At 48.5% G+C, this 23,939-nt stretch carries 27 protein-coding genes; 16 read left to right on the plus strand and 11 right to left on the minus strand.

Annotated features, from left to right (window positions below; all coding sequences use genetic code 11):
* Positions 1-99: 99 nt before the first annotated feature.
* Complete coding sequence (locus ICL80_RS16825; protein WP_228073633.1) at positions 100-1,296, plus strand: multidrug effflux MFS transporter; 1,197 nt, start codon at positions 100-102, stop codon at positions 1,294-1,296.
* An 18-nt stretch (positions 1,297-1,314) separates the two neighbouring features.
* On the opposite strand, the gene mutL is transcribed toward ICL80_RS16825, so the two are convergent.
* Entirely contained in the window at positions 1,315-3,219 is a 1,905-nt protein-coding gene (mutL, locus tag ICL80_RS16830) for a DNA mismatch repair endonuclease MutL (protein WP_194215924.1), read from the minus strand.
* Between the two features lie 122 nt (positions 3,220-3,341).
* Here mutL and ICL80_RS16835 point away from each other — a divergent pair, with 122 nt between their 5' ends.
* Positions 3,342-3,707 carry an ArsR/SmtB family transcription factor gene (locus ICL80_RS16835; protein WP_194213884.1) on the plus strand — a complete coding sequence of 122 codons (366 nt, stop codon included), beginning with the start codon at positions 3,342-3,344 and terminating at the stop codon, positions 3,705-3,707.
* 4 nt (positions 3,708-3,711) lie between these two features.
* Positions 3,712-4,257 (plus strand): SRPBCC family protein, encoded by a 546-nt coding sequence (locus ICL80_RS16840; protein ID WP_194213885.1) that lies wholly within the window; start codon positions 3,712-3,714, stop codon positions 4,255-4,257.
* 60 nt (positions 4,258-4,317) lie between these two features.
* Here the strand turns inward: ICL80_RS16840 and ICL80_RS16845 are convergent, their stop codons facing one another.
* The 3 genes from ICL80_RS16845 to ileS form a co-directional block, all read right to left on the minus strand.
* Positions 4,318-4,752 (minus strand): DUF3035 domain-containing protein, encoded by a 435-nt coding sequence (locus ICL80_RS16845; protein WP_194213886.1) that lies wholly within the window; start codon positions 4,750-4,752, stop codon positions 4,318-4,320.
* Between the two features lie 63 nt (positions 4,753-4,815).
* The gene (gene lspA, locus ICL80_RS16850; RefSeq protein ID WP_228073640.1) at positions 4,816-5,310 is read right to left on the minus strand and encodes a signal peptidase II; all 495 of its coding nucleotides are present in this window, start codon (positions 5,308-5,310) and stop codon (positions 4,816-4,818) included.
* A gap of 24 nt (positions 5,311-5,334) precedes the next feature.
* Positions 5,335-8,154: an isoleucine--tRNA ligase gene (gene ileS, locus ICL80_RS16855; RefSeq protein ID WP_194213888.1), complete on the minus strand. Its 2,820-nt coding sequence runs from the start codon at positions 8,152-8,154 to the stop codon at positions 5,335-5,337.
* A gap of 5 nt (positions 8,155-8,159) precedes the next feature.
* Here ileS and ICL80_RS16860 point away from each other — a divergent pair, with 5 nt between their 5' ends.
* Positions 8,160-8,384 (plus strand): hypothetical protein, encoded by a 225-nt coding sequence (locus ICL80_RS16860; protein ID WP_194213889.1) that lies wholly within the window; start codon positions 8,160-8,162, stop codon positions 8,382-8,384.
* An 11-nt stretch (positions 8,385-8,395) separates the two neighbouring features.
* Here ICL80_RS16860 and ICL80_RS16865 read toward each other — a convergent pair whose 3' ends face one another.
* The 3 genes from ICL80_RS16865 to ICL80_RS16875 all read right to left on the minus strand — a co-directional run bounded on the left by ICL80_RS16865 (position 8,396) and on the right by ICL80_RS16875 (position 10,880).
* On the minus strand, positions 8,396-8,929 hold the full coding sequence (locus ICL80_RS16865; RefSeq protein ID WP_194213890.1) for an ANTAR domain-containing protein: 534 nt from the start codon (positions 8,927-8,929) through the stop codon (positions 8,396-8,398).
* Between the two features lie 115 nt (positions 8,930-9,044).
* Positions 9,045-9,773 carry a TerC family protein gene (locus ICL80_RS16870; RefSeq protein ID WP_194213891.1) on the minus strand — a complete coding sequence of 243 codons (729 nt, stop codon included), beginning with the start codon at positions 9,771-9,773 and terminating at the stop codon, positions 9,045-9,047.
* 75 nt (positions 9,774-9,848) lie between these two features.
* Positions 9,849-10,880: a bifunctional riboflavin kinase/FAD synthetase gene (locus ICL80_RS16875; protein ID WP_194213892.1), complete on the minus strand. Its 1,032-nt coding sequence runs from the start codon at positions 10,878-10,880 to the stop codon at positions 9,849-9,851.
* A 417-nt stretch (positions 10,881-11,297) separates the two neighbouring features.
* On the opposite strand from ICL80_RS16875, the gene ICL80_RS16880 reads away from it, so the two are divergent.
* Positions 11,298-11,684: a response regulator gene (locus tag ICL80_RS16880; RefSeq protein ID WP_194213893.1), complete on the plus strand. Its 387-nt coding sequence runs from the start codon at positions 11,298-11,300 to the stop codon at positions 11,682-11,684.
* Positions 11,684-12,700, plus strand: coding sequence for a protein phosphatase CheZ (locus ICL80_RS18220; RefSeq protein ID WP_194213894.1), 1,017 nt, complete (start codon positions 11,684-11,686; stop codon positions 12,698-12,700). The genes ICL80_RS16880 and ICL80_RS18220 overlap by 1 nt, the downstream gene beginning before the upstream one ends.
* Positions 12,701-12,719: 19 nt before the next feature.
* Here the strand turns inward: ICL80_RS18220 and ICL80_RS16890 are convergent, their stop codons facing one another.
* On the minus strand, positions 12,720-13,607 hold the full coding sequence (locus ICL80_RS16890; RefSeq protein ID WP_194213895.1) for a TIGR01459 family HAD-type hydrolase: 888 nt from the start codon (positions 13,605-13,607) through the stop codon (positions 12,720-12,722).
* 8 nt (positions 13,608-13,615) lie between these two features.
* Positions 13,616-15,073: an EAL domain-containing protein gene (locus tag ICL80_RS16895; protein WP_194213896.1), complete on the minus strand. Its 1,458-nt coding sequence runs from the start codon at positions 15,071-15,073 to the stop codon at positions 13,616-13,618.
* Between the two features lie 164 nt (positions 15,074-15,237).
* On the opposite strand from ICL80_RS16895, the gene ICL80_RS16900 reads away from it, so the two are divergent.
* From ICL80_RS16900 to ICL80_RS16910, 3 genes are all read left to right on the plus strand, one after another.
* Positions 15,238-15,960 (plus strand): DUF748 domain-containing protein, encoded by a 723-nt coding sequence (locus ICL80_RS16900; protein WP_194213897.1) that lies wholly within the window; start codon positions 15,238-15,240, stop codon positions 15,958-15,960.
* Positions 15,961-16,052: 92 nt separating this feature from the next.
* Positions 16,053-16,352, plus strand: a complete 300-nt coding sequence (locus ICL80_RS16905; protein WP_194213898.1) for an SCP2 sterol-binding domain-containing protein — start codon at positions 16,053-16,055, stop codon at positions 16,350-16,352.
* A gap of 26 nt (positions 16,353-16,378) precedes the next feature.
* On the plus strand, positions 16,379-16,891 hold the full coding sequence (locus ICL80_RS16910; RefSeq protein ID WP_194213899.1) for a hypothetical protein: 513 nt from the start codon (positions 16,379-16,381) through the stop codon (positions 16,889-16,891).
* A gap of 5 nt (positions 16,892-16,896) precedes the next feature.
* Here the strand turns inward: ICL80_RS16910 and ICL80_RS16915 are convergent, their stop codons facing one another.
* Positions 16,897-17,340 carry a hypothetical protein gene (locus ICL80_RS16915; RefSeq protein WP_194213900.1) on the minus strand — a complete coding sequence of 148 codons (444 nt, stop codon included), beginning with the start codon at positions 17,338-17,340 and terminating at the stop codon, positions 16,897-16,899.
* 139 nt (positions 17,341-17,479) lie between these two features.
* Here ICL80_RS16915 and ICL80_RS16920 point away from each other — a divergent pair, with 139 nt between their 5' ends.
* From ICL80_RS16920 to ICL80_RS16935, 4 genes are all read left to right on the plus strand, one after another.
* A complete protein-coding gene (locus ICL80_RS16920; protein WP_194213901.1) occupies positions 17,480-18,274 on the plus strand; it encodes a hypothetical protein in 795 nt (264 codons plus the stop codon).
* A gap of 108 nt (positions 18,275-18,382) precedes the next feature.
* A complete protein-coding gene (locus tag ICL80_RS16925) occupies positions 18,383-18,730 on the plus strand; it encodes a hypothetical protein (protein WP_194213902.1) in 348 nt (115 codons plus the stop codon).
* 118 nt (positions 18,731-18,848) lie between these two features.
* Positions 18,849-19,988 carry an acyl-CoA dehydrogenase family protein gene (locus ICL80_RS16930; RefSeq protein ID WP_194213903.1) on the plus strand — a complete coding sequence of 380 codons (1,140 nt, stop codon included), beginning with the start codon at positions 18,849-18,851 and terminating at the stop codon, positions 19,986-19,988.
* A 114-nt stretch (positions 19,989-20,102) separates the two neighbouring features.
* A complete protein-coding gene (locus ICL80_RS16935) occupies positions 20,103-20,282 on the plus strand; it encodes a hypothetical protein (protein WP_194213904.1) in 180 nt (59 codons plus the stop codon).
* 3 nt (positions 20,283-20,285) lie between these two features.
* Here the strand turns inward: ICL80_RS16935 and ICL80_RS16940 are convergent, their stop codons facing one another.
* Complete coding sequence (locus ICL80_RS16940; protein ID WP_194213905.1) at positions 20,286-20,879, minus strand: SRPBCC family protein; 594 nt, start codon at positions 20,877-20,879, stop codon at positions 20,286-20,288.
* Between the two features lie 105 nt (positions 20,880-20,984).
* Between ICL80_RS16940 and ICL80_RS16945 the strand changes: the two genes are divergently transcribed.
* The 3 genes from ICL80_RS16945 (at position 20,985) to ICL80_RS16955 (ending at position 23,795) form a co-directional block, all read left to right on the plus strand.
* Complete coding sequence (locus tag ICL80_RS16945; protein WP_194213906.1) at positions 20,985-21,374, plus strand: MAPEG family protein; 390 nt, start codon at positions 20,985-20,987, stop codon at positions 21,372-21,374.
* A gap of 174 nt (positions 21,375-21,548) precedes the next feature.
* The gene (gene pabB / locus ICL80_RS16950; protein WP_194213907.1) at positions 21,549-23,402 is read left to right on the plus strand and encodes an aminodeoxychorismate synthase component I; all 1,854 of its coding nucleotides are present in this window, start codon (positions 21,549-21,551) and stop codon (positions 23,400-23,402) included.
* A 186-nt stretch (positions 23,403-23,588) separates the two neighbouring features.
* Complete coding sequence (locus ICL80_RS16955) at positions 23,589-23,795, plus strand: hypothetical protein (protein ID WP_194213908.1); 207 nt, start codon at positions 23,589-23,591, stop codon at positions 23,793-23,795.
* Positions 23,796-23,939: the final 144 nt, after the last annotated feature.

Consider the following 23,939-nt stretch of genomic DNA (forward strand, 5'->3'; position numbering starts at 1 on the left):
AAGCGCCTCCTTAATACCCCATTTCACTTTCTTAATAACAGCTTGATCCTTGACAAGAACAACACTAGAACATTCATGTAAAAATTAGGGAGGCTGTTTATGCCCATGCTCCGTGCGGCTTTTATTTTGGGTCTTTTGTCTGCTGTCGGCCCGTTTGCGATTGATATGTACCTTCCTGCCATGCCAGAGATCTCTCGAGATCTGAATGCGGATGTCGCGACTGTTCAATTAACGCTCACCATCTATTTTGTATTTTTTGGTATTGCACAATTATTCTATGGACCTTGGGCGGACCAAGCAGGGCGCAAGAAGCCTCTGTATTTTGGTATAGCAACCTTTATTCTCGCGTCTATTGGCTGTGCTGTTGCCCCAACAATTGAATGGCTTATTGTGTTTCGTGCAGGGCAAGGCCTTGGAGGAGCCGTTTTAATGGTGGTGCCTCGAGCAGTCATTCGCGATATGCACACAGGCCCGGAAGCCACCAAGCTGATGGCAATGATCATGCTTGTGATCTCTGTCTCCCCCATGCTTGCTCCGCTTGCTGGGAGTGGCCTTATTGCCTTTGGTGGCTGGCGAGAAATCTTTTGGGTACTCTGTATTGCTGCCGTCCTAAGCCTTGTTCTTACAAACAAAGCTTTACCAGAAACACTGGCCCCGACTGACCGCGTGCGCGTGAATGTTAAAAACCTGTGGCATGGAGGGCTAAGCCTGTTCCGCGATCCAATTTTTATGGGCCTCACGCTTATGGGAGGGTTTGGTTTTGCTAGCTTCATGATTTTCATTGCAAGTGCTGCCTTTGTTTACTCAGGGCAATTCGGACTAAGCCCGACAGAATTCAGCATAGCCTTTGCGATTAACGCCATTGGATTTTTTGCGGCCTCACAGCTAGCTGGCCCCCTGAGTGAGCGGCACGGGACAAGCAAGGTCATTATGTGGGGTGCTATCGGGTTTGCAGGGTTTTCGGCTGCATTACTCTATATCACAGTGGCTGGGTGGACCGATCTGCCAATACTGGTCGCAGGTTTGTTTTGCGCATTTGCATGCCTTGGCCTCATTATACCTACAACCATGGTGATGGCGCTCGACCCTCACGGCGACATTGCGGGACTTGCCTCCTCTCTCGGTGGGGCCCTTCAAATGCTTACAGGTGGCATCATGGTTGTCATAACAGGGCTGTTTTTTGATGGCACCGCTACACCGATGGTCGCTGCAATCACCCTGTGTGCCACACTGTCTTTGCTCATTGCACTCCCTACACTCAGAGCCATAAGGCCAACACGACAGGGAACAGTTTAACTAAAGCAAATGAAAACCCTAACGCCTGCCAAACAGGCGTTCGATATCGGAAAGTTTTAGTTCCACATAGGTTGGGCGGCCGTGATTACACTGGCCGGAGTGCGGGGTAGCTTCCATCTCGCGCAGCAGTGCGTTCATTTCGTCCACCGTTAGGCGGCGGCCTGCACGCACACTGCCGTGGCAGGCCATGGTCCCTGCTACTTCCTCAAGTTTTTCCTTCAGTGACAAAGCTTCATCAAGCTCTGTAAGCTCGTCTGCCAAATCCCGCACCAGCCCTTTTACGTCAAGCTTGCCGAGCATGGCAGGTACATCGCGCACCACAACAGCGCCCTCACCGAATGCTTCAATCGTGAGGCCTAGGCTCGCCAGCTCACCCGCGCGGGCAAGCAATCGTTCCATCGGGCCGTCTTCCAGTTCCACTACCTCAGGCAGTAGCAGCGCCTGTTTGGTGATACCTGTCTCCGCAAGCTGTTTTTTCATACGTTCATACACAAGGCGTTCATGGGCCGCGTGCTGGTCTACAATCACGATACCGTCTGCGGTTTGGCTCACGATATAGGTGGCATGCACCTGCCCGCGCGCGGTACCAAGCGGGAAATGCTGGTCTGGTTGCGGCGCGGCCTGGTATTGTGGCTGTTCCCCGGGCATACCATATGGGGCCTGCCCGCCCTCTTCAACGGCGCGGGCGCTGGGGGCCGCAATATCCCCCGCAGCGTCAAACTGCATCTGGGTTTCCTGCGGCGCATAAACCTGATCAAACGCCTGCCTAAAGCCCGCAGGCAGGCTCGCGCGTTCCGGCATTCTTTGCCACGGCAGTGCTGGCCCTGCGCCTTCTGCCCGCATGGCACCAAGGGCTGCGCCCGCTACTGTCGTTGATGCCCGGTGACCTGCCCCCATCAAAGCATGCCTGAGGGCCGAGACAATAAGCCCACGCACCAGCCCTGCATCTTTAAAGCGCACTTCGGCCTTTGCAGGGTGCACGTTCACATCGACAAACTCTGATGGCACATCAAGGAACAGTGCCAGCACAGGGTGCCTGTCACGCGCGAGATAATCTTGGTAAGCACCACGTACGGCACCCACCAGCAAACGGTCTTTTACAGGCCGGCCATTCACAAACAGATACTGGTGCTGTGCATTACCCCGGCTGTAGGTTGGCAGGCCCGCAAAACCTGTCAGGCGCAGGCCCTCGCGCTCGGCATCAATTTCAATGGCGTTATCATGGAACTCGCGCCCCAAAATAGCGGCTAAACGCTCTAGTCGGGCGTCACCTGCAAGGTCGCCTACGGGCGGCGCGCGGAACGTGGTGCGGTCCCCGTCTGATAGCGTGAACGCAATATTTGGGTGCGCCATTGCAAGGCGTTTCAGCACGTCACCCGCCTGCGCATATTCAGTACGGGCAGTTTTCATAAACTTCAGCCGCGCTGGTGTCGCATAAAACAGATCGCGCACTTCAATACGCGTACCGCCTGAATGCGCCGCAGGTTCAACCCCGTGTTTATGGCCTGCTTCCACGCGCACGGCCCAGCCTTCATCTGCGCCCTTCGGGCGGGATACAACAGCAAGCCGTGCCACAGCGCCGATAGAGGCCAGCGCCTCTCCCCTAAAACCAAGGGAGGCAATGTTCACAAGGTCTTCATCCTTCAGCTTTGATGTAGCATGCCGTTCCACCGCAAGTGAAATTTCATCTGCATCCATGCCGCAGCCATCATCTGACACCTGAATAAGACCGCGTCCGCCATCCTTTAACACCACATCAATACGGGTAGCGCCCGCATCAACAGAGTTTTCAACCAGCTCCTTTACAGCGCTGGCTGGGCGCTCCACCACTTCGCCTGCCGCGATACGGTTTATCGTGCGCTCAGAAAGCAGGCGAATACGGCCTGCGATGGTGGGTAAAGCATGTCGGTTCTGGCTGGTCATGGCGCTGACACTATCAGGCTTTATAGCCGGATGAAAGTGATCAGAGCGGTGCTTTCGAAACATTTTTAAAATATTAAACCTTTTGGTTGACTATTGGTATTTCACACCCCATACTAAACCACATGGTTGAATATGTGGCACAGAATTTAGATGTAGTTTTTCATGCCCTGTCGGATAGCACCCGGCGCGGCATGCTGGGGCAACTTGCAAGCGCAGACCAGACAGTTAGCGAGCTTGCTGCCCCGTATGCAATGTCGCTGGCTGCTGCTTCAAAACACATTAAAAAGCTTGAAGCTGCGGGTCTTGTGAAACGTGAGGTTATTGGCCGCACCCATATTTGCCGGTTGAATGCAGAAGCTATGCGCGAAGCAGAAGCATGGATTAAGCGCTACGCGAAATTCTGGGCTACGCGACTTGATACACTAGAAGCACTGCTAGGCGCAGAAGACCAAGCCCAGATTGAGCTAACCAGCACAGCAAAAGGATAAAAAAATGGACGATTTCGCAACGCTTATTGAAAGCAATACACTGCGTATGGTGCGCCTGGTTCCCGGGCCTATTGAGCGTGTGTGGGATTATCTCACTATCGGTGAAAAACGTGCCGAATGGCTGGCTGGTGGTGACATGGCCCAAGAAAGCGGTGGCACAGTTGAACTGGTTTTTACCCACAAGAACTTAACCCCTTTTGACGATGATCTACCTGAAAATCAGCACGACATAGATTGCTCTGACGAGCACCGGATGCACGGCACAGTACTGGTATACGACAAACCAAATCGCCTAACATATACATGGGAAAGCCCGGACGATAGCGCATCAAAGGTAACGTTTGAACTTCGGGAGGAAGAAAACGGCATGGTACGACTTGTTCTTACCCACCAGAACCTTACAGGTATGGATGAAATTACCAGCGTGTCTGCTGGCTGGCATACACATGTTGCTATTCTTTCTGCAAAGCTTGCAGGAGAAACACCGCCGCCGTTCTGGCAAACATACTATGACTTGCGGGCAGAATATATCAACCGCATGTATGGTTGATATACGCGCATAAAAAAGCCGCCTCAACAGGGCGGCTTTTAACATTTACTATAATGCAGTTTATTTCACAGCCGTGCTTGAAACCCGCTTTATTTCGATATTATCCGGCTTGTATGTGCGCTCGTCTGCCGCCAGAATATCAGCGAGTAGCAGAGTTTTCTTCACAACATCTGCGTCTTTATCCGCCACATTAGAGCGGATATCAGGGTCAGACGCTGCCATACGCCGCAGCAAATCAAGCTCGCTTTTGCTTTTCGGCGCTTCACGGGTGATTTTTGCATTCGGGAACAAGGCGTCATACGCTTGCTGACCGGGGTCAATTTCCTGAGCGCGAGGTTCGCCAGGACGCGGCGGTACCAGATCAGCCTCTGGCGGAATAACAAGCGGCGCGCGGTTTACCACCTCAAATTCATCAGGCACATTACCCTTGCCGCCACCACATGCAGCAAGTGCAAAACTAGCCACCAGTAAAACCACTATAGACCTGAGTGTCATTCACCCTTCTCCTTCAGACGGGCCGCAAACACATGCGCCCCTCATTCAATACTTTCGGCAATATTAGGGGTTTTCATTTCCCTTTAAGGCTTTTTTAGGGCCTTTACGCGCCTGCCGCAAGCTATCAATCAACAATAACACCACACCGATGGTAATTGCGCTGTCTGCCACGTTAAAAACATAAAAACTATAGCCCCCCGCATGCAGGTGGACAAAGTCTATAACCGCGCCGTGAACAAACCTGTCAATCAGGTTGCCAATGGCGCCGCCCAGTATAATAGCAATAGCCCAGCCTTCAAATTTACTATCTGTGCTTTTCAACCACCACACAAGCCACAGGCTGATGCCAGAGGTTAGAATAACAATACCCCACCAGCCAAGGCTATCCCCAAGTGGCAACCCCATGGAAATGCCGTAGTTTTCGACAAAGGTGAAGTTCAGAAATGGCAACAGCGGAATGCTCCCAACCTCAGGAAGGTTAAGCCCTTCAAGGATCCACCATTTGGAAAGCTGATCAGCCAGCACAAGCAAAGCGGCAATCAGCAATCCTTTCTTCAAGTATGGCCCCATACGCCTTATACCCTATTCCGCCGCAGCATCAGCTGCCGTAACCACGCTGTCGCAGCGGTTACAAAGCTCGCCGTGCGCGGTTACTTCTGGGCTAATAACCCAGCAGCGTTCGCATTTGTCGCCCTCTGCCACCACATACAAAACGGCGACCGTTTTTTCTTGTGCCGCGTCATGCACAAGTTTCGCCCCTGATGTGATGAAAATCTCTTTTGCATCAAGCCCATTGAAAGCATCAAGATTTTTCTGATCCTTGAGTTTTACAGTGACTGACGCTTGCAAGCCAGACCCCACAACCTTATCGCGGCGCGCACCTTCCAGAACACCATTCACTTCTTCTTTTACATCAAGAACCGTTGCCCATTTGGCGGCGAGTGCTGTATCAAGCCAGTTTACTGGTGTTTCCGGCCATACTTGCCTGTGTACACTCTCTATCTCACTGCCATACCGCGATTGCCACGCCTCTTCCGCTGTGAATGACAGCACGGGCGCAAACCACAACACAAGCCGGTTAAAGACAGCGTCAAGCACTGTCCGGGCTGCACGGCGGCGAATATCAGCTTCACTATCGCAGTAAAAAGCATCTCTGCGGATATCAAAGAAGATCGCAGAAAGCTCGTAATTACAGAAATCAAACAGCTCGCGGAAAATCGGATTAAAATCATACTTTGCCGTATGACCCCGCACCATTGTATCAAGCTCTGAAAGGCGGTGCAGTACCCAGCGCTCCAGTTCTGGCATTTCAGCAAAAGGCAGCTTTTCGGCTTCCGTGAAACCTGCAAGGTTCCCTAGCATATAGCGGATCGTGTTACGGATCTTCCGGTAGGCATCTGCCTGCCCTTTCATGATCTCATCGCCGATACGTACATCGCTGTGATAATCGACAGCCACCACCCACAAGCGAAGGATATCAGCTCCGTATTGCTGAATAATAGTTTGCGGCGCTACCGTGTTACCAAGCGACTTCGACATTTTCCGGCCTTCGCCGTCCATCGTGAATCCGTGGGTTAATACGCCCTTATAGGGCGCACGGCCCCGTGTGCCACAGCTTTCAAGCAAGCTGGACTGGAACCAGCCCCGGTGCTGGTCAGACCCTTCAAGATACAAATCAGCGGGACTTGGCAGCCCCCGACCTTCAAGCACAAAAGCGTGGGTTGAACCACTATCGAACCAAACGTCAAGAATGTCCTGCACTTGCTCATAATCGTCGGCACTGTAATCACTACCCAGCAAGTCCTGTGCAGGTGTTATGTACCAGGCATCAGCGCCTTTTTCTTCAACTGCCGCTACAATGCGGGCGTTTACACCTGCATCCTGCAACAGTTCGCCGCTGTCTTTGTGCACAAACACGGTGATAGGCACACCCCATGCACGCTGGCGTGAAATAACCCAGTCAGGCCGGTCTGCAACCATGGCCCTAATGCGATTTTTGCCGGCTGCCGGGTACCAGTTTGTATCCTCGATTGCCTGTAAGGCAGTGGTGCGTAGGCCGGTTTTCTCCATGGAGATAAACCACTGCGGCGTATTCCTGAAAATAAGCGGTGCCTTTGAGCGCCAACTATGGGGGTAACTGTGTGTAAGCTTACCCTTACCTTTCAGCGCACCAGCTCCTTCAAGCAGTTCGCACACATGGTCCGCAACTTTATAAACATGCTCACCTGTCACCAGGGTAACATGCGGGTAATAACAGCCTGATTCGTCCACCGTGTAAGGCACCGGAATGCCAAATTTCACATGGGCAACCTGATAATCATCATCGCCGTGGCCGGGGGCCGTGTGCACAAAGCCCGTACCTGCCTCAATTGTTACATGGTCACCCGGTAGCATCGGCACATCAAAATCATAGTAGCTATCTGCACCCGCGTGACCGCGCCAAGGGTGAGATAGAATACTACCTTCAAAAACTGCGCCCTTAACATGCGACACTAGCTCGTGCGCTTTAATGCCAGCCCGGCTCGCGAACGCACCAACCAAAGCTTCTGCTGCCCAAAACTCTTCACCGACAGCGGCCAACGCACCTTCTGAAACAGCCGTTACCTTAACGCGTACGTAATCAATATCAGGCCCGAAACAAACTGCACGGTTCGCAGGGATAGTCCACGGGGTTGTGGTCCAGATAACAACTTTTGCACCTGCAAGCGATGGGTCTGTTGCGCTTACAAGGGGGAAGGCAACATCAATTTGCACACTTGTGTGGTCGTGATACTCAACCTCTGCTTCTGCGAGCGCTGTTTTTTCAACCGGTGACCACATAACAGGCTTTGAGCCACGATAGAGCGCCCCTGATGTAGAAAACTTCAACAGTTCGCCAACAATAGTGGCTTCAGCCTTAAAGTTCATGGTGGTGTAGGGGTTTGCCCAGTCGCCAAAAACGCCAAGGCGTTTGAATTCTTCTTTTTGAACTTCAATCCATTCCGCAGCAAAATCGCGACATTCCTGGCGGAATTCCACCGGGTCTACATCATCCTTGTTTTTCTTTTTCTTGCGGTATTTTTCTTCGATCTTCCATTCGATCGGCAAGCCGTGACAATCCCAGCCGGGTATATAAATAGCATCTTTACCCTGCATCTGCTGCGATTTTACAATCACATCTTTCAGCACCTTGTTCATGGCGTGACCAATGTGAATGTTGCCGTTCGCATATGGAGGGCCATCGTGCAGAATAAATTTCTCGCGACCATCGCTATCACCGCGCAGCGTGCTGTATATCTTATCCTGTTCCCACTTTTTCAGAAACTCTGGCTCACGCTGCGGCAAGCCTGCACGCATGGGAAACTCTGTTACTGGTAAAAAGACTGTATCGCGGTAGTCGCGTTTTGTTTCGTTGTCTGACATATTATGTGGTTCACTTCTTGCGGTTTGGGCATACATTTGCTGTATCCCGCCCCTATATTCCAACTGGTTACAATAAACTAAAAACCCCGGTCGCTACATCAGAGCGCCGGGCCAGTAATTCGAACAATGCAGGCAACACTATGCCGTCTTTTTCTACAGGAACTTTGCATGCCGCTCTTTTAACAGGGGCTTTCGCAGGTGTCGAGCATGGAATCGCGCTTTTGCCGTAACAAACAGGCGCCTAAATACCCTTAAACAGCTTTTTCTGTGCCTCAACAGACAAAACACCTGTTTGTTGCTGTCGGCGCTCCAGCCCTTTTTTCAGGATATTCTGTTTGCGCCTGCACGGTCCGCTATACCCACTTACCCGGATAAAGGGCGTCGGATTATCGAGAATATCCTGAACGTTCTTCAAAATACTGTCTGTCGTAAAGGGCATGATAATAATTCGGTTAATACCAGCATCCCGCGCCTCTTGAACCCGTGCCCGATCAGGCATCTTCATGGCAAGAATAAGCGGCGCAACAGAAGTGGGGCTACTGACCATGCGGATAAACCTGCAAAAATCAAGACCACCAAGATCAGAGAATGTATCTTCCACCAGCACAAGATTAAACACCGTTTGGTGCATGGCCTCCAATACATCGCCTTTAGTAGCAGCTACCTTGACAACCGGCGCACCCATTTTCTTGAAAACATCGCGCGCACCTTCAGCAGCCTGGCCATTTTCCAAGGCAATTAAGACTCGCAAATCATTTGCTGTACCCAGACCCAACAGTTCACCCCCGCAATCAGTTTGGTTAGTTCTAGCTAAACCAAACCCTAATAGGGATTAGTTTAGCTGTAAATAAACTTTCGCCTAGACTGTATTTTACTACTAAAAAAGCCGTTCATAGGATCTGATTATTTCTCTTTTGCTTACGTTTCCTTGAAACAAGATTAAGCGTTTCAACACTAAGTGAAAATGCCATCGCAAAATAGATATAGCCTTTTGGCACATGGATACCGAGCCCTTCTGCCACAAGGAATATGCCAATCAGCATAATGAAAGACAGCGCCAAAATTTTAAGAGTTGGGAAACGCTCGATAAAGGATGAGATATAACCCGATGAGAAAATCATTACCACCATGGCAACTGTCATGGCGGCTATAATAACAGGTATGGAAGTGGTTAGACCAACTGCCGTCATAACACTGTCGAATGAAAAGATAATGTCGATGAAAACAACCTGTGCAATAACAGACGCCATGCCGCCTGTTTTGGCAGTATAATGTTCAACCGCATCACCCGTCACCTCGTCGTGAATACTGTTAGTGCCTTTATACAGCAAGAAACCACCCCCAAAAAGCAACAGAATATCCTTGCCTGAAAGCGCATGATCAAACACTGCGAACAGTGGATTTTCCAGTGAAATGATCCACGCAACACCCAGAAGCAGAAGTATGCGCATAACAAGCGCTAGCGAAAGGCCAATAATTCTAGCTTTTTGGCGCTGCGCATCTGGCAAATGCCCAACAAGCAGAGCCACGAACACCACATTGTCGATTCCTAAAATGATCTCAAGTGATGCAAGCGTTAGAAAACTAACCCAAAGGTGATAATCCAGCAAAATATCCACGGAGAGGTATCCTTGTTAATCAAGCAGTCATATTTTAGCAGGCTGAGCTAAATCAGCAAAGGATAGATTTATATATTAGCTGGTAGAGCACACATGAGGCTCAGGAAAAGCCTCAAGATATTTATCAAGCGTTGGCAGCATAAGCCGCGCCCGGTCATTTTCAGATTCAGCAAGCACAACACGCGCTATTTTACTATCAAGCTGAATTTGGCTTTTCAAAGCCTCTAAACCATCAAATTTTTTCTCAGGCCGCAAAAAGGCCACCAGTTCAACCCGTAAATGCCGTTCGTACAGATCGCCCTTAAAGTCAAAAAGATGCACTTCAAGCATGACATCGCGTTTATCAAAGGTGGGCCGATTACCAATATTGGCAACGCCGCAGAACACATCTGTGCTACCTTCGATACAAACCCTGACAGCATAGACGCCCCTTTTAGGCTCCAAACTTTCACCAAGCTCCACATTAGCGGTAGGGAATCCAATGGTACGACCACGTTGATCACCGTGCGTTACGCGGCCGTTAATTGTCCACCAATGACCCAAGAGGCCAGCAGCCTTACGCGCTTCACCGTTTTGAAGTGCCCTACGCACAACAGTTGAACTGTAAGCTTCGCCGGCATAGCCTTCAAGACCAACAGAAACCGCACGGATAACAGAAAGGCCAAACCCTTCCATTTCACCCATCCACGCCAGTACATCAATCCCGCCGCCACGGCCTTTACCAAAACGGTAATCATACCCAACAAAAACATGATTGGCATTGAGCCCTTCACGCAAAATATCGGTTACAAAAGCCTGCGCTGACATGCCTGCCAACTCTTTATCAAAAGGCAGTACAAGTAATTGATCCACACCAAAATGTTCTAGCAGTTGCACACGCTCCCGAAAGGGTGTCAGGCGGAAAGACGGCACATCTGGCCTGAAAAAGCTAACCGGGTGCGGTTCAGTTACCACAACAACAAGCGGCACATCCAATAGCCTCGCTATTCTCCCAGCTTCCCCGATCACGACCTGATGCCCTCGGTGAAAACCATCAAAATTCCCTAGCGCCACAACACTGCCGCGCTTATTATCGGGTACTTCCGTGATGTGTCGCAGTAACTGCATTCTCTCTCCAGCGTGCCTGCTCGGCACTAAGACTGTGTTATCGGCAGCGGGCATACACCATTGCCTCGCTATCGACCACCTTTTTGTCACTATCACACGACCAGAAGGTGCTAACACGCCCTTTTTGACAATAGCAACACGCCGCGCTGCGCCTGTGACCTCACAAAAAACAATAAATCTGCACAAGCTTTCCGTAAGGGCGCACAAAAAATCATATAATTAGTACGCTAACATGATCTTTTTTATACAATTTTTCATCATGAGTGTGCATAATGGTCATGTAAAGAATTGCAACTATGCTTTCTTTGGGTTAACCAATTCTTTATGATGTTAGGGCTAGTGTCCTATTACTAAGGGAAGTTCGGGTACTGTTTTAGCAGTGCCTTTGGTGCGAAATTATTTGACTAAGGAATTATCATGGCCGTTGATCTGGGTATGCCGATACTGATCGTCGACGACTACAAAACAATGTTACGAATCGTCCGTAACCTTTTAAAACAGCTTGGTTTCAATAATGTTGATGAAGCCACTGACGGTGCCATGGCACTTGAAAAAGCCAGATCACGCCAATACGGCCTGATCATTTCTGACTGGAACATGGAACCCATGACTGGCTATGAACTCCTGAAAGAAGTTCGTGCCGATAACCAGCTGAAAAATACGCCTTTCATTATGGTAACCGCTGAATCAAAAACAGATAACGTTATTGCTGCAAAAAAAGCAGGGGTAAATAACTATATCGTTAAACCATTTAATGCAGCCACGCTCAAAACAAAGCTTGTTGCGGTTTTGGGTGAGTTCTAATGCCCCAAGATGCACTTCCAAAACAGATCCAGCTTCTCGTTGACAATTTACGGAAGCAGAACACTGCCTCGCTCTCTTTAATAGACGTGGCGTCTGTAACCGAAGTGCTTATTGGTACTATGCAGGTTTTTTTCCGGTCAATCGACACATCAATTTACCATGAATGCCGGGAACTGAGTGATTATATTCACAATGCCCGCAAGGAAATTGCCGCGCTGCAACCCGGTGATCTGGAAAGTAACCGCATTCCTCGCGCAGGACTAGAGCTTGACGCAATTGTCCAGCAAACCGAGGAAGCCACCAATACCATTATGGAAGCAGCCGAAGAGATTATGGCAGCCGACACAAGCGACCCTGAAGCCTATCAGGCAAAAACGCAGGACGCCGTTATGCGTATTTTTGAGGCGTGTTCGTTTCAGGATATTACCGGACAGCGTATTTCAAAAGTGGTTGAAACATTATCCCACATTGAAAAGCGGGTATTGGAACTGCGCGACCTTCTTGGTGTTACAGAAGACGACATTGAAGAGGCAAAATCACAGCAGGAAGAAAAAGACGAAGACAAAGCCCTGCTTTCTGGCCCAGCTTTGCATGGTGAAGGCATTAACCAGACTGAAGTTGATGCCTTGATGAATGCTGATGTACCACCCGCAGCAAAGGCTCCTCAGCCTACCCAACCTGCTGCTGCACCACCTCCTGCTACACCTGTCGCCCAGGAAGAACCTAAGCTCGCACCAGCACCAGAAAAACCAAAAGCGGTTAATCCTAAAATGCTGGACTCCATGTTCGAGGAAGACTTTGACCCTGTCGCAGACCTTGCCGCAAAAGCGGAACAGGAAGCCGAGGCATCAAAAGAACCGGAAGCAAACAAAGCTCCTAAACCTGAACCAGAAGCTCCGGCAAAAGCCGAAGATGCGCCTGATACAGAAAAGAAAAAAGACAAAAAAGACGAAGAAATTAACCTGCCCGCAGGTGAAGAAGTTAGTCAGGACGATATCGACGCCTTGTTTGGTTAGCGTTTTTTGTACGTAACACTTACCAGCAAAGCTGATTCATGACTGCATGCGGAACAGCCTTTTTGGCCCCAAACAGCGCTTGAAATTCTTCCACCGCAACTTGACCATTAACAGATTTTTCTAGAAGTTTTGGATATTCCGCACGGTGAATACCGCCGGCAATAAAAAGCCCGTCATACCCAGCCGCATAAGCACCCGCCATATCAGTTTGAAGGCTGTCGCCAATCATCAGGATTCGATTTCCCGGCGTACTCTCAGGCAGGCCCACTTCCTTAATGCACGACTTTAAAGCATAGGCTGTGGGTTTACCAAACCATCGCACCTCGCCGCCCATGGTTGTATAGAGATCAGCTACCGCGCCTGCGCACTGAAACAGGCGCTCACCCACATGGACCACCCTATCAGGGTTGGCACATAGGAATGGCACTTTACGCTGGGCCGCATTTGCAAGCCAGCCTCTGTGGTCTTCAACCCGGCCAAAATCAAGATCTGTTGCAAAAATAACATCTGCCTCTGCAGGTGTTTTTACCTCTGTAACAGGCAAGTCAGCAATGGTATTTCTATCTGTTTCCGGCCCCAAGTGATAAAGGTGTTTACCAACAAAACTGCGTCTTACTTCATCGCGCGCCAGACCACCTGATGTCACAACATAATCTGTTAGGCTGTGGGGCACCCCCATTTCCAGCAAATGGCTACGCACATAGGTACGCGGCCTTGGGGCATTGGAAAGAAACACAGTTTGAATACCTGCATTTCTAGCAGATTCAATTGCGTGAACGGCAGCAGCAAATGGGCTGATACCATTATGCATTACCCCCCAAAGGTCACAGATGATCAAATCCAGATCCTCGGTCATCTCCTGAAGGCCCTTGATAAGAGCTACTGTTTGGCCGCCTCTGTTTGGCATGAAATACCCTATAATTCCCGGTTTAATTCGCTGGCTTCGGCAGGTTCCCCGAATAAATAACCCTGCGCAAATTCAATGTGCCCTTCAAGGGCCTGCAACACTTTGTCTTCCGTTTCAATACGGCTGGCAATAAGCTGCATTCCCTTCCTTCGCAGTGATGCCTTAAAAGCATCTGCATCCCCTTCATCAGGATGTGCGGTTGCCAGATCATTAATATCTGCCTTTATAAACTGAAACCGGCGTTCTTCAAGTGCAGCAAAATCCTGCTCGAAACTCGTAACCGAATCCATTGAAAACCCAAAGCCTTTACGGGCCAAGGTTTGCAGGCGATCCAGCACACTTCCATCGAGAAGATTATAATCTTCCTGCGACACTTCAAAAATGAGCCGCCGGGAGAACTCCTCATTCGCAGTCATGAAATCAATAAACTGTGGGAAAAACTCTTCATCCGCCATGGAATACCGCGACATATTACAGAAAAACCGCAAATCAGGCCGGCGTTTTCCCATGCGACGCACCAATTGAATCAGCCTAAATAGCAGCAGGTTATCAATCGTACCTATCAAGCCTTTGCTTTCTGCCACCTTCATATATTGCCTAGGCAATATAATGCGGCCTTCTTCATCACGCATGCGCGAAAAACATTCGAAGTGCACGGTTCGCCGCGATGGCAAACTAACAATTGGCTGCATATAAAGATCAACCCGGTTTTCAGAAAGTGAGCTTCTAACCACCGAAAGTAATTGATCTTCACGTTTAATAATTCTGATAGGGGCTTTTTTCTTAACAGGTAGGCCCCGCCGTGTTGCAGACCTGCCCGCAGGGCCGGTAGGTGCAGAATCTCCGGCTTCTGAAACAACATCATCGGCTTCTGGCTTTTTGCCCGCTCGCACAACCAGCGCCACTTCTTCAGGCGTAAGATCCAGCTCTTCAATTTCGGCAGCGGTCAAGGCATCATCTGATACATCGTCATCATCAGCTTGCTTAGCAAGTAACGCTGTATCAGTTTCGACCCCAGAGTCATTTTTTGCATCAATGCTTAAGCTCATCGCCTCTTCTTCTGTCGGCAGAGGCATATCTGACGGCACAAGACCGCCTTTAAGTTCGAGTTCTTTTTTGGTTACTTGCGATAGAAGGGTTTGCAAAACCTTAAGCTCTGAGACAAGAAGTTCGCTTTTTTCCTCACCTTCGCGGCCCCGGTTTTCAAGCTCGCGTCTTGTTCGCTCCAAATCCTTACGTAAAATTGTGGCTGAATCCTCAAGCTTAGCAATACGCTGCTGCGCATCAGCCAAGCTGCGACCATTTACCAGCACATTCTGAACTTGCCATGCGCCGAAAAAAACCGCCATGCCTAAAAAGGTGGCCATATCACTATCAAAACCAAGTAGTCGCGGCGGAATAATAACCACCGCTGCCCCCAAGATAGCATAAGAAAGTAACAAGAGAATCTGCGTTACTGGTGCCATAAACACGATATCCTGTTTTTGCCTATCGATAAGTGTTTTCGCATGCTGGCATACTCTACCTTTTTCGTTAAGAAATTTATTTCCATAAAGTCACACTTAACAAGGCGGTTAAAGAGTGGCATCATGCTGCGAAACTTCTTGCTACCATAAATGGGGATGTAGCTGTGAAAAAAATTCTGATCGTACTTTTGTTGGTTATACTGGCTGGCGGCGTGTTTCTTTATACTAAACTTGATAGTATTATTAAAACAGGCATTGAAACTGAAGGCCCTAAAACGCTGAATGTAAGCGTTGATTTAGATGGCATTAGCCTTTCTCCCTTCTCTGGTAAAATTAATGTTAAAGGCCTTGAACTAGGGCAACCAAACGGTTTTGGCGAAGGTGCAATCGCCAGCATTGGGTCTTTTGACATGAAAGTGGAGCCCAGGACCCTAATGTCAAACCATATCATTATTGATTCGATCAATATAGGCCAACCCGTATTTGATGTACGGATGCAAGGCAGTAAATCGAATATAAAAGCGCTGCAAGACGGGCTAGATTTACCTGCTACCGAACCAACAGCACCAGAAGATGAAATTACCCTAACAATTCGCAGCCTCGTCGTATCGAACCCGCGTATCCTTGCATCGTCAGATGGTGCTCTCAAACTAGATGAGGATATAAAGCTGGCCGATTTCAAGTTAACCAACCTCGGCACTGATGAAAAAGGCCTGGCCCCACGCGAAATTGCACGCCATGTTATGGATACCTTACAACCCCAGATTACAAAGGCACTGATAGCCGCAGGCGCATCTGGAAAAGTAAAAGACCTGGCTGACGGTGCCAAAGATAAACTTGAAAAGGGTCTGGGTGGTTTACTCGATAAACTAAAAAAAGATAAATAGGCCCTAGTACTAAAATGCGATTGATTTACAGACCAATAAGTCCAATATATCTCACTTGCTAATTATTTACCCTTTGAAGGAAGGCTTTCATCATGACACTGGAAAAGATCACCGAGGAAATGCGTAATCGCATTGGGGCACATTCACCCCTTTCAGCAATTATCAAGTTTAACTTTGGTGATGAAGGCGTGGTACGCATCGACGGGAAAGCCTCTCCAACGGTGGTTGATAATGCTGACACAGAAGCCGATTGCACAATCACTGTTACCAAAGACAATTTCCTCCAAATTGTTGAAGGTGACCTGAACCCCCAAATGGCCTTTATGACAGGTAAGCTGCGAGTGGAAGGTGACATGAGTCTTGCAATGCAGCTTGGGTCTATTCTTGGGTAAATGCACAAAAGCTCGACAAGGCGCATATGCTGAATAAGTTTCGCAACCTAACAGTTGGGCTAAGCCTGATCATTCTGGTCGGACTGCTTGGCATGTATCTTTATGTTCAGGCTGGAAAAGGCGAAGCTATTTTTGGCAGTACCTCGGGTTCACTTGAACCTACAGATTTTGAGAGCCTTGTCTATCCATCTGCTGTGCCAGCATATCTTATATGCCCCGAGAGCCTTTGCCGCAACGCGGTTACTGATACAGCCACCCCTACATTCAATATGGATACCGCAGCGCTTAGGCAAAAAGTCGTAGACTATGCCGACAGCATGCCAACCATCAAAACCCACAGCTTTAATATTCAGTCAAACCAGTTTGATTTTTTAGAACGCCTGCCGGGGGAGCATTTTCCTTCTGTTGTTTCCGTGCGGATTCTGGAAGATACCCCCTACACAAGCCAGATTGCCATATATAGCTACAAGCCCGTCGGCGATGGCTCAGACAACGACCACCGGGATCTGGTCGAACGCTGGATTAACAACCTCCAATAAATGGATTAAACTTTCAGGTCTGATTCGCCCTGTATCTCGCCCTTTGTTGCTGCGGTGTTGTCGTCAGAAACCGTTAAAGACTGATTATTCAGAATTGTTTCCCGCACGTTTGCCTGTACCGATGCATAATTAGCATGTGCTAACCCAATGCGGTCTGGGGCAACAAAATTTGCGCCTGCTTCCTGCGTTCTTGTTTCAGCAAGTAATAACAAAGAGCTGGTCGACAATAACGTATTGCCATTTTTTTTATCTACTGGCTTTTCCGTAGGCGCTGCTGTCGTTGGTTTGGGGATATAAAAGTTGCGCTGGATACCGGCAACATCACTAACCGCACGGGCAAGGGTATTCACACCTCCAATAGAAGATGTGGCTGATCGCTCTACACGTGCACCACCTGTCACAGCCTGTGACTGAGCGGCAATTGCAGCCTCTGCCATATTGGCACCCATTTTTGTTACCCATGCTTATTTTAGCCTAAAACAGGCTCTTTTGGCAATATGAAGGTTGATTCCCCCCTAGCGTGTACGAAAGGCATGTGCTATCGCTCGCTCTTTAGCGGCTTTGTCTTTGACTGTGACAGTTAGAGTTATGTCACAAATGGAGGGGGGCAAACACCGCATCGGTGATTTGAGTAAAGAAAAGCGATTTAGAATTATGGACCAGAATACGCTCGCCATTTATATTCATGAACTGCGCAATCAGTGCATTCATGCTCAGGCTTCATTTAATCTTTTTAACCAAGCAATCCAAAGCCAGCAAGGTCAGGCCATACTGTATAGCGGCCAGATGATTCTCGTACCTGCAAGCCAGATTTCTTCGCTGTTATGGCCAACACGCGCTAGAGCGCGAGGCCGAGGCGAAGCCCTGCGGAAAGTTCTGCAACTCGGCGACAAGCACCCCCTGAATGATCGTCGCCTCTCCGAGATATGGGAACGTGCTGACGAAAAAACCGAAGAATGGATCAACGCAACACGCGGTAAACAGGTTGCCTTTGACTTTATAGGTGACCCTGCAAAACTGGGGGATGGCACCACAACAAGTGACTGTGTATACCGTGGTTTCAACCCAGAATCACATGTATATACGTACCGGGGGGTTGGCTTTAATCTGCCCGCTGTTGCAAAGGCTATTTCAGATGTAGGTAACAGGGTAAACGCAGTTTACCGCCAGATGTTCCCTGAACAGGCCAAAGCTGAAGACGAAGCCCGCAAAAAAGCAATGGAGGCACAGCAGGCCGCTGCATCAAAGACCACTGCTCCCGCTTCACCAGCTGCAACCGGGGCTGCACCTGAAGCGCCTGCTGCTCCCAAGAAAGCAGCTAAAAAGCCAGCAGCCAAAAAACCGGCGGCGAAGAAAAAAGCGGCAACTGACGACAAAAAATAGCCTGATTTAAATGCTTAAATGGCAGGAACAAATCTGATGCCTGCCACTTATATGCCCTTTTTCATACTTGAAAATATGGCAAGCATTCATCAAAGGAACTTTACGACCATGAAAAAAACCTGTTTGGTACTAATAACAAGTGCTTTCATCTCCTGGGGGGCTGCCGCTGCAGAAGATTGCGGCGAACCGCCAGTGAATTACCCTACTATCCCAAACGGTGAAACATCCGATGCCGAGCAGATCAGGATTGCACGTGATGCTGTTGTTGCCTACTCAGACACGGTTGATGCATATATTGCCTGTATGGATCAGCGCGGCCAGCTTTTGCTACCTTACATGAGTAAAGACCAGAGACTGCGCTGGGATGAAGACCTTGCAAACCTGCATAATAAACGCCGTGACATGCAAACAGAAATGAACATGGCTATCCGCTCCTACCGCAAAACAAACAATTAAGGCATGCCTAGATAACTGCCCTAAAATTGTTTCACCCATTTTCTTGGTTGACGAGACGCAAAGCTGCGCCATTTCATACCTATAAGAAATCGGGGAACAAAACGGGGATTATCAGATCATGCTTGCACGCCGCGCCATTTATGAGGAAGAGCACCATATTTTCAGGGATTCTGTTAGAAAGTTTTTTCTGACAGAAGCGGCGCCGAATCATGCAGACTGGAGTAAAGCCGGTCAGGTTCCTCGCAGTTTCTGGAATAAGCTTGGTGCAACAGGAATGCTGTGCCCACAATTATCCGAAGAATACGGCGGTGCAGGCGGTGATTACCGTTTAAACTGCATTATAAATGAAGAACAGGCCTATAACCGGGGCGGCGGCGCAGCTATCGCCGTTCATTCAGACATAGTTGCTCCCTATTTGCTCCATTATGGGTCTGACGATCTTAAAGAGCGTATCCTAAGCAGAATGGCGAGTGGCGAAATGGTCGGGGCTATTGCCATGACAGAGCCCGGCACAGGTAGTGACCTTCAGGGCATGAAGACAACAGCAAAACTAGACGGTAACCATTATGTTGTTAAGGGCTCCAAGACCTTCATATCTAACGGCCAAAACTGCGATTTTGTTATCGTTGCCTGTAAAACAGACGCGGCAGCTGGTGCCCACGGTGTTAGCCTTATAATCGTTGAGGCAGATAGAGAAGGCTTTCGCCGCGGCCGAAACCTCGATAAAATTGGTCAACACTCCTCTGATACATCCGAGCTGTTTTTTGATGAAGTACGTGTACCGGCAACAAACCTTATCGGACATGAAGGCGCCGGCTTTATGTACCTAATGCAGCAACTACCGCAAGAGCGACTGTCAATTGGCGTTATTGCCATGGCAAGTGCACAGCGTGCCTTTGATATTACGCTCGATTATGTGAAAGAGCGTGAAGCGTTTGGCAAGCCTATCCTACATTTTCAAAACACACGGTTTAAAATGGCGGAAATGAAAACAGAGCTTGAGGTAGGCTGGGCTTTCATTGATCAGTGCATTAGCCGCCACCTTAAAGGCGAGCTTGATGCCGTGGGCGGCGCCATGTCAAAGCTTTGGACCACAGAAATGCAAGGTCGTATTGCCGACACCTGCCTGCAACTGCATGGTGGTTACGGCTTTATGGCAGAATATGAAATTGCTCATCACTTTACAGACGCCCGTGTACAGCGCATATACGGCGGCACTTCTGAAATCATGAAAGAACTGATCGGCAGATCTCTATAAACCTGTTGATTCACATATTTTTTACGGTTACTGCCTGATGATACTGGACGGCGGCATAAACAGTTTTTATGATCGCCGCACAAAACAGGGCTAACCGCAAAAGAGGCAAAAAACATGGCACGTCAAAAAGTTACCCTTAAAGCAAGCTTGCCACATGGCACCTTTTACTGGGTTACAGAAGTTGATGCGCGCAGCGAAGAAGAAGCTGTTGTTGCTGCCGAGAACCTGTTTCTAGCCGAAATGGACCGAATTGATGAATGGGCTTTTTCTGACTTTGAAGTAGAACGAGCTTAAGTTTTACGGAGCAGTCTTCTGTTCCGTAAGGTTACATTCTGATTTTACAGTCCAACGATCCAGTGCATCAAGCGAACCAATAACACGCTTGTCCTGATCATCTTTACTCAGGAAAAACCAGAACCGGTCTTTATAAGTTACCGGGAATATTGTTTCTTCTATTTCCACGCGGGTCTGACAGGGACCCGCAGGTACCAGATCAATTCTTAGCCAGCGCTTATCCATATCAGATTCCTGATATGACGCAAAAACACGACCAGGGAGGCTCTCTGTAACTTTTTCCAGTGAGTGCCAGCGCTTTGTGCCGCGCTTCCAAAATAGGAGCCGCGTTGTCCCTTTCTGCCCTGCATCCCCGGAAAGCACCCCTGTATCAATCAGTTCTGTTGTCCAACGATCCCGGTTATCATCACTTATAATCCAAGGCCAAAGGGTTGCAGCTTCCACCGAAATCAGTTTTTCATGCTTTATATGAAAGGCCCCATCATAAACCAACGCAGCGTGCACCACCATGGCCACAGCAATCGAACACAATAAGCCTACCACTGATTTATGATATAAATTCCAGTCTCTGAACCTGTCCTTTGGCCGATGAGCCACTGTGACGCTCCTTACAATATACTTGACCTACCCTTGAAGTTTATTCACCCTCAAACCACTTACAGTTGGGTAAGCTAAGGGTATCCATAACAGGGGGATTTGAAAATGGCTATTACACTTATTGCCGCAAGCTTTATTGGGCTACTTCTTATTTATCTTTCTTATAATGTATCAAAAGTACGCGGGAAAACCAAAACCAGTGTTGGCGACGGCGGCCATCCTGAACTGCAGAATGCCATTCGTGCACAAGGCAACTTGGTGGAATATGCGCCAATGGCACTGTTACTGTTGTGGCTGCTTGAATACCATAATGTTAGCCAGTATCTTGTGCTTCTACTCGCTATTGCACTTGTAGCCGGACGCTATATGCACGGCCTAACATTTGGCAAGTTTGAAGGGCGTAATCCTTACCGCTTTGTTGGCACACTCTTGACATGGCTCGTGATCGTGATCGCTAGCATTGCTGGGCTTTTAAAAGGCTATCACATTATGTAACCCCTTTGGGTTACCGCAGCATATGAAAGGCGGCTTGGTGTCGCCTTTTTTGGTCTTTAAAAGCAAAAGCCTTGGTTGACGCAAGCGCACTGCCATATCATAAGAGCCTTCGCATTATAACCGAAAGCCAGAATCCTGTATTTTGGGGAACCTCAGAGCGGACTTTGACCCATAATGACTGACCTCCGTACAGCCCCGTTTGTTCTTCTTGACGATAGCCGTGCTGACCACAAAGCTGGCGCTTCATGGTTCTACCACAGCCCTGAAAAAATAATTACAGCAACCAGCTTTGATGAAATAGATGAGGCACTAGCGGAAATTGACACCGCCACCAAAGAGGGCCTCTTTGTTGCAGGCTGGATTTCCTATGAAGTGGCACACGCTTTTGAAAAAAAGCTCGCGGTAGCCATAACCCGGCAGGCTGAGGAGCCTCTTATCTGGATGATAGCCACCAGAAACCGGGAAAAATTAAGCCCCCGCGCAGTAAGAGAGTTATTGCACACATCAAACCACGGTAATCAGCATTTTCATAAACTGGCCCTCAAAGAACCTGCCAATAATGAAACCAGCTACAAGGCCGCCCTTAAAGCTGTACAAAATTTTATAACCGCAGGCGATGTTTACCAGATCAACCATACCTTCCCTCTGCAGGCCACACTAACGGGCGACCCTCTCGCTTTATATGCACAGTTAAGGGCTATACAGCCCGTTGGGTATAGCGCTTATATCGATACAGGCACTTATCAGGTACTTTCCCTTTCACCAGAGCTTTTTGTTGAAAAACGCGGCGACACCCTTACATCACGGCCCATGAAAGGCACCGCAGCAAGGGGCCGGACAGAGCATGAAGACCGGGAGACGCAGGCATTTCTGAAGCAGGACCTTAAATCACGCGCCGAAAACCTGATGATTGTTGATCTGATCAGAAATGATATGGGCCGGATCAGTATGCCAGCCAGTGTGCGCGTAGAAACGCTCTTTTCAACTGAACAGTATGCCACCCTCCACCAAATGACATCAACCGTTACAGCCACGGCGAAAGAAAAACTATCACCGTCTGAGTTGCTGAGGGCCATGTTCCCGTGCGGGTCCGTAACTGGCGCCCCTAAAATTCGGGCAATGGAAATTATCCAATCGCTCGAGACCAACGCGCGGGGCGTATACTGCGGTGCCATTGGTCATTTTTCAAAGTCAGAATCACATCCAAACAAAGATCACTGGTCGTTAAGTGTTCCTATTCGCACTTTCATCCTGAAAAATGGCAAAGGCCGACTTGGAATAGGAAGTGGTATCGTTGCGGACAGCAATGCCGATGAAGAATATGCTGAATGCCTCTTAAAAGCTGCCTTCACTAAAACACAGACAACAAACTTTTGCCTGATAGAAACCATGAAGCTTGAAAATGGAACTATCGCCTTTGAAGAGAATCACCTTGATCGGCTTGCCTCAAGTGCCACCTATTTTGATTTCAAGTATAACAGACATGAAATTCAGCAAGCCCTGATCGACCATCTCGCTATTTTAGAGGGGCACCCTATATACCGAATCAGGCTACTATTAGACAAATATGGTCATGCATCTGTCACCAGCGCCAAGATGCCGGTGGTAGAAACAGCTCATACACCTAAAGAATTGACTATTTGCTTATCCGCAACACCTGTTGATTCTCGCAATATCTTCCTTTTCCATAAAACGACAAACAGAAAGCTCTATGATTCAGCATTTGCACAGGCGTGTGCAGCTGGTTATTGCGACATTTTATTTTCAAACGAATCAGGGCACCTTACAGAAGGTGCTATAAGCAGCCTTTTCCTGGTAAAGGATGGAACCTGGTACACCCCTCCCCTTGCGTGCGGCCTTTTACCCGGAATAATGCGCGCACATATGCTTGCGGCCAATCCTGACATCCAGATAAAGGCCTTAACAAGGGATGATCTTTTTGCAGCGGACACAGTCTATATAGCTAATGCGTTAAGAGGTTTACGGTCAGTGACGCCTATTTCGAAAGAAATTAGCATTACTTTTTAAATAAGCACCCCTTTAAACTCACTTGATTTTTCAATGATTTACCTTGTTTTCACACCCCACCGTGCAAATAAAGCTCATAGTGCCATAACTTTGCCACCTTATTAACGTGTCCTTTAGAAGTTATGGATATTATACCCCCGCTCGGGTGAGAAATATTTGTTTCTAGTTTAATTTGGAGTGCACCTAATGCCTTCTACTCAAAGATCAAGCTCTGTATTATTTCAGACTGATAGTGATCACAGTACTATATCTGAAGATAACAGAGCTTTAGCCCTAAAACTATCTGGCCACCTTGGCTTGGAAGGGGCTCTTTCTGTTAGTTCTAAAAATCAGTGGCACGGTGTTGTAGCTGCGCTGCGTGAATTGCAGCAAAAACGACGCAGTCGTCAATAATCACTCTTTTGGCCATGAATCGTTTCTGGTCACCCTAAAAATTAACCATGTTTTGAAACTTTCATGCACAAAAAGCTTCCATTAAATGATAATTATTATATTATAACATTATATTTTGGCGGTAAATCGTTAAAAAAATGGCCT

This window comes from Kordiimonas pumila, assembly GCF_015240255.1.
Taxonomy (GTDB): Bacteria; Pseudomonadota; Alphaproteobacteria; order Sphingomonadales; family Kordiimonadaceae; genus Kordiimonas; species Kordiimonas pumila.